A 4,029-nucleotide genomic window follows, 5' to 3' on the forward strand; every position below is an offset into this window, starting at 1 on the left:
GGGAGGTGGTTACGGGACCTGCTGCCGCGATTCCTGCTGCATAGTCAGGACAGGAGAAGAGATCACCGTCCTACACCACCTTCTGGGGCTTGACCCGAAGTCCAGGCGAGCACCGGTGCGCGCGGCCGCAATCCGCCAGGTCTGCCGTGCCTCCTCGCTGTCGTTGACAGCATCTATGACGACGCTGCGACCGAGGCGCGTTCAGCTCAGCCATCGCGCGGGCCGCCTCGTACGCGGCGACGCCGACTTGCCAGCCTGACGGCAGACCGCAGGCGAGAATTGACTCCTCGACCGCATCGATGGATAGGTGTACCGAGCCCATGCGCGCCGCGGCGATCTCGGCAACATTGGTCTTCCCGACACCGGGAAGGCCGAAGATGACGACGAGATGCCCGGTCACGCGACCTGTAACGGGGTGATCGCCGCGATCTGCTCGCCCGCCCGATCCTCCGCGCGGTCCAGCTCGTAGTGGCTCTGCAGATTGATCCAGAACTCCGCCGATGTGCCAAAGTACTTCGCGAGCCGCAGAGCGGTGTCCGCCGTGATCCCCCGCTTGCCGTGCACGATCTCGTTGATCCGCCGCGGCGGCACTCCGATCGACACCGCCAGCTTGTTCTGAGAGATCCCGAAGCCCTCGATGAAGTCCTCCATGAGGACCTCGCCCGGGTGGATCGGGGCGATCTTGTCAGTGGTAGTCAACGATCTCCACCTCCTCCGGTCCGGCGTCCGTCCATACGAAACAGATCCGCCACTGGTCGTTGATCCTGATGCTGTGCTGTCCGATCCGATCGCCCTTCAGCGCCTCGAGCCGGTTCCCAGGCGGGCTCCGCAAATCGCTCAGCGCGATCGCGGACCCCACCTGGCGAAGTTTGCGCAGCGCCGCCCGTTGGATCCGAGGATCGATGGATGGCACCCGCTCGCGACGCCACAGCCGTTCGGTGTCCTTGCTGCCGAACGATCTGATCACAGGACCAGCGTATAACGAAGACCGTCAATAACGCTAGACGTTAAACCTGAACTCGACCACGTCGCCGCGTTTACGAAACGTCATGCGTAGGCCGCTAGTGTCGGTCGTTGCCCGCGGACATGCCGATACTCACAGGTACCGGGTCGGATCCATCCGCTGATGCAGGATGCGAACCACATCCACGCCATCGACGGTCTCGACGTAAAACAGCAGGTGGCTCCCGATGCTGTACCGACGGTACCCCGCACGAATCCCGTCGCAGGCGCGACCGCGGCTGGGATCGGCTGCGACCCGCTCGACGGCCGCCTTGATCTCGTTGACGTACGTCTCGGCCTGCCGGACGCCCCAACGCTCTTCGGTGAAGTCCCAGATCGACGAGAGGTCCCGTTGGGCGGCCGGCGTGAGCCGGTAACCTGTCATGCCTTCCTGGAAGCGATGAAGCCGTCGAAGTCGAAGTCCTCGGGCTCGCCGCTCTCCTCGCCGTCGACCAGGGCGGAGCGCAGCGCCGCCATCTGCGTCTCCTGATCCTCCAGCAACCGGAGACCGGCGCGGACAACCTCGCTAGCCGAGCGATAGCGGCCTGACGCGACCTCCCGGGCAAGGAAGTGCGCGAAGTGCTCGTCCAAGCTGATCGACGTGTTCTGCGCCATGAGGAGACAATACCAAGAATTGGTATGTTGCACCTCGCCCATGAGCGCGCACCACTGTTCCAACCAGTCACGGCAACAATCTCACCGGGAACTACCTCGGGAAGCGGTGTGGCGCTCGACACGTCCGGAACCGAGGTGCCGATCAGCGGTGGCGCTACGGTTGGCCTATCATGCCCGGTCTCCTCGGAATCAACCATCTGACTCTACCCACCACCGACCTCGACCGACTGGTGACGTACTACACGGAGTTGCTTGGAGCGGCACTCACATTCGAGCTCGCTGCGACCCCTTCCGATCCTCGGTTCGCGGTCATCGACGTCGGCGGAGACGACCACTTGATGTTCGTCGAAACCACCACCGCTCCCACCACTGATCTCGACCACTCGAGCCGGGCCGGCTGGGGACTGCGCGTGGGGACCTACGAGCAACTTTGCGAGGTTCGCGAGCAGATCCAGGGTGCCGGGTGGCCGGTCGGACAGATCGAGACACTGCCCACGCAATGGACAATGACGGTGCGTGATCCTGATGGACGCCCTGTGGACGTACGGGCCCATCGCTCCCGCACCACATCACCGCCCGCAACGACTGATTAACGGACGAGCCGACTTTCAAGCAGACGCTCAATGCGCCTTCTGTTGGGCGAAGGACTACCAGTTCGCCGGCCAGAGAATCGCAGTTGTGCCACACACCAGCCTATTCACGTTTGGCTCGTCCCGGACGAGCAGGATTCACACATTGAACCGGAACTCCACGACGTCACCGCAGATAAACACCTGTGCCTACGCGAGAGTAGGCGACCCACCCGATCACTCCGAGAGCGCGAGCTTGCGTGAAGCTTGTTTTACATGTAAAACAAGCTTCACACAGGAGGGTTCATGAACACCGAGTCACGCAGCGACACCCGCACGCGTTGGGGCCGCATCAACTTCGCCGAAGGGCGTCTCCCCGCCATGGCCGTTGCGATCCCTGCGGGATTGATCCTGGCCGTTGGAGTCGGCGCACTCACACTCTTGACCAAAGTCACCCAGGGCGATCAGGCCCTGGTTATCGTAGGCGTATTCGCTCTCGTGATGTCGTCGGGTTTCATCGGCCTCATCTGGACACTGGTCGTAGATCGCTCAACCCTGCGGGGCGCAATCGACAGCCCGGATGAGTCGGTCGAGTCAAAGTGGCTGGACGCCGCCATGGCGGGCGCGCTCCGAGACACGATCATCCTGACCGGACTCACCCTCGCGATTCTCGTCATTACCGGCTTCGATCTCGATGTCACGTGGGCCCTTATCGGAGTGATCTGCATCGCCTTCTTCAGCACCGCTGTTCGCTATCTCATAGCGAAGAAGCGAGGCTGATGATGAAGAACTCCCTTCAGAAACGCAGGCTGGACCGCGGCTGGTCACAACAGCACCTCGCCGACGAGCTCGGAGTCTCCCGCCAGACCATCATCTCCATCGAGCGCGGACGCTTCGACCCGTCATTGCCGCTAGCTTTCCGCCTGGCTGAGGTTTTCGAATGCAGGATCGAGGAACTCTTCGATCCCCGGCCCGAAGACACGGAGCCGAGCTGAGGCCCGATATGTAAAGGCAGACGAGAGGTTAAACCGGAATGCGACTAAACGTTAATCCTAAATTCAACGACGTCGCCGCACAGAACAACCTCTGTAAGCCACTACCCATTGCTGCCATCTTGTACAAGATGCACCATGAAGACATGACTTCCGTAACCCTCTCCGACTTCCGCAACCGCCAGGCCGATCTCATCGCGACAGCACAGCGTGAACCCGTCGAGATCACCTCCCGCGGCGCTGGTCGACGCGCAGTCGTCGTGTCTCCGGAGTTCTACGATCGCGCACTCCAGGCGTTGGAAGATCAAGCCGACATTCGCGCTGCGGCGGCCGCGCGCCAAGAGACCGAGCGCATCTCCCACGAGGATCTGGCCGCCGAGCTCGGCCTCTGATCCGTGGCGTATCGCATCACCTACGTCGCCTCGGCGGCGAAAGCCTTCCGCAAGCTCGATCGTCAGACCGCTCGGCGCATTCTCGAGGCGCTCAACGCCCTTGCTGACGACCCTCGCCCGCCCGGTTGCATCATGCTTCAGGGCGGTGACGGCGAGTTGCGTATCAGAATCGGTGACTACCGAGTCGTTTATGACGTCGGGGAAGATGAGCTGGTCGTGTTGATCCTCTGGGTCGGGCACCGTAGGGAGGTCTATCGATGAGCGACGATGGATCCCCGCGGATCGCTGATCCTGGGTTGGAGGCCTTGAAGACTCGCGCCACATGTGGCTACATCCACGGCGGCGCATTCCCATGACCGCGCATCCCTGCGTGTCAGGCTGAGTTGAGGCCAGCGGTTCACAGCAACTCCGCCTGCAGGGCGAGATACGGATCAACCCAACGATGACGATGTCCACCCC

The 4,029-nt window shown here is 62.3% G+C and carries 10 protein-coding genes; 5 read left to right on the forward strand and 5 right to left on the reverse strand.

Annotated elements, in window-relative coordinates:
* Positions 1-70: 70 nt before the first annotated feature.
* The 5 genes from ACFWB0_RS25465 to ACFWB0_RS25485 form a co-directional block, all read right to left on the reverse strand.
* The gene (locus ACFWB0_RS25465) at positions 71-400 is read right to left on the reverse strand and encodes a hypothetical protein (RefSeq protein WP_378493180.1); all 330 of its coding nucleotides are present in this window, start codon (positions 398-400) and stop codon (positions 71-73) included.
* Positions 397-699 (reverse strand): HigA family addiction module antitoxin, encoded by a 303-nt coding sequence (locus tag ACFWB0_RS25470; RefSeq protein WP_378493181.1) that lies wholly within the window; start codon positions 697-699, stop codon positions 397-399. The genes ACFWB0_RS25465 and ACFWB0_RS25470 overlap by 4 nt, the downstream gene beginning before the upstream one ends.
* Positions 686-967 carry a type II toxin-antitoxin system RelE/ParE family toxin gene (locus ACFWB0_RS25475; RefSeq protein WP_378493182.1) on the reverse strand — a complete coding sequence of 94 codons (282 nt, stop codon included), beginning with the start codon at positions 965-967 and terminating at the stop codon, positions 686-688. Before ACFWB0_RS25475 ends, ACFWB0_RS25470 begins: the two co-directional genes overlap by 14 nt.
* 129 nt (positions 968-1,096) lie before the next feature.
* Positions 1,097-1,387, reverse strand: a complete 291-nt coding sequence (locus ACFWB0_RS25480) for a type II toxin-antitoxin system RelE/ParE family toxin (protein WP_378493183.1) — start codon at positions 1,385-1,387, stop codon at positions 1,097-1,099.
* Positions 1,384-1,617 (reverse strand): type II toxin-antitoxin system ParD family antitoxin, encoded by a 234-nt coding sequence (locus ACFWB0_RS25485; protein ID WP_378493184.1) that lies wholly within the window; start codon positions 1,615-1,617, stop codon positions 1,384-1,386. The genes ACFWB0_RS25480 and ACFWB0_RS25485 overlap by 4 nt, the downstream gene beginning before the upstream one ends.
* Before the next feature lie 170 nt (positions 1,618-1,787).
* Between ACFWB0_RS25485 and ACFWB0_RS25490 the strand changes: the two genes are divergently transcribed.
* From ACFWB0_RS25490 to ACFWB0_RS25510, 5 genes are all read left to right on the forward strand, one after another.
* Entirely contained in the window at positions 1,788-2,210 is a 423-nt protein-coding gene (locus tag ACFWB0_RS25490; RefSeq protein WP_378493185.1) for a VOC family protein, read from the forward strand.
* A 282-nt stretch (positions 2,211-2,492) separates the two neighbouring features.
* The gene (locus ACFWB0_RS25495) at positions 2,493-2,966 is read left to right on the forward strand and encodes a hypothetical protein (RefSeq protein WP_378493186.1); all 474 of its coding nucleotides are present in this window, start codon (positions 2,493-2,495) and stop codon (positions 2,964-2,966) included.
* 2 nt (positions 2,967-2,968) lie between these two features.
* Positions 2,969-3,181 carry a helix-turn-helix transcriptional regulator gene (locus ACFWB0_RS25500; protein ID WP_378493189.1) on the forward strand — a complete coding sequence of 71 codons (213 nt, stop codon included), beginning with the start codon at positions 2,969-2,971 and terminating at the stop codon, positions 3,179-3,181.
* A 143-nt stretch (positions 3,182-3,324) separates the two neighbouring features.
* Entirely contained in the window at positions 3,325-3,570 is a 246-nt protein-coding gene (locus ACFWB0_RS25505) for a type II toxin-antitoxin system prevent-host-death family antitoxin (protein WP_378493187.1), read from the forward strand.
* 3 nt (positions 3,571-3,573) lie between these two features.
* Positions 3,574-3,831, forward strand: coding sequence for a type II toxin-antitoxin system RelE/ParE family toxin (locus ACFWB0_RS25510; RefSeq protein ID WP_378493188.1), 258 nt, complete (start codon positions 3,574-3,576; stop codon positions 3,829-3,831).
* Positions 3,832-4,029 lie beyond the last annotated feature (198 nt).

The sequence above is a fragment of the Rhodococcus sp. NPDC060086 genome (assembly GCF_042730275.1).
Lineage (GTDB): Bacteria > Actinomycetota > Actinomycetes > Mycobacteriales > Mycobacteriaceae > Rhodococcus.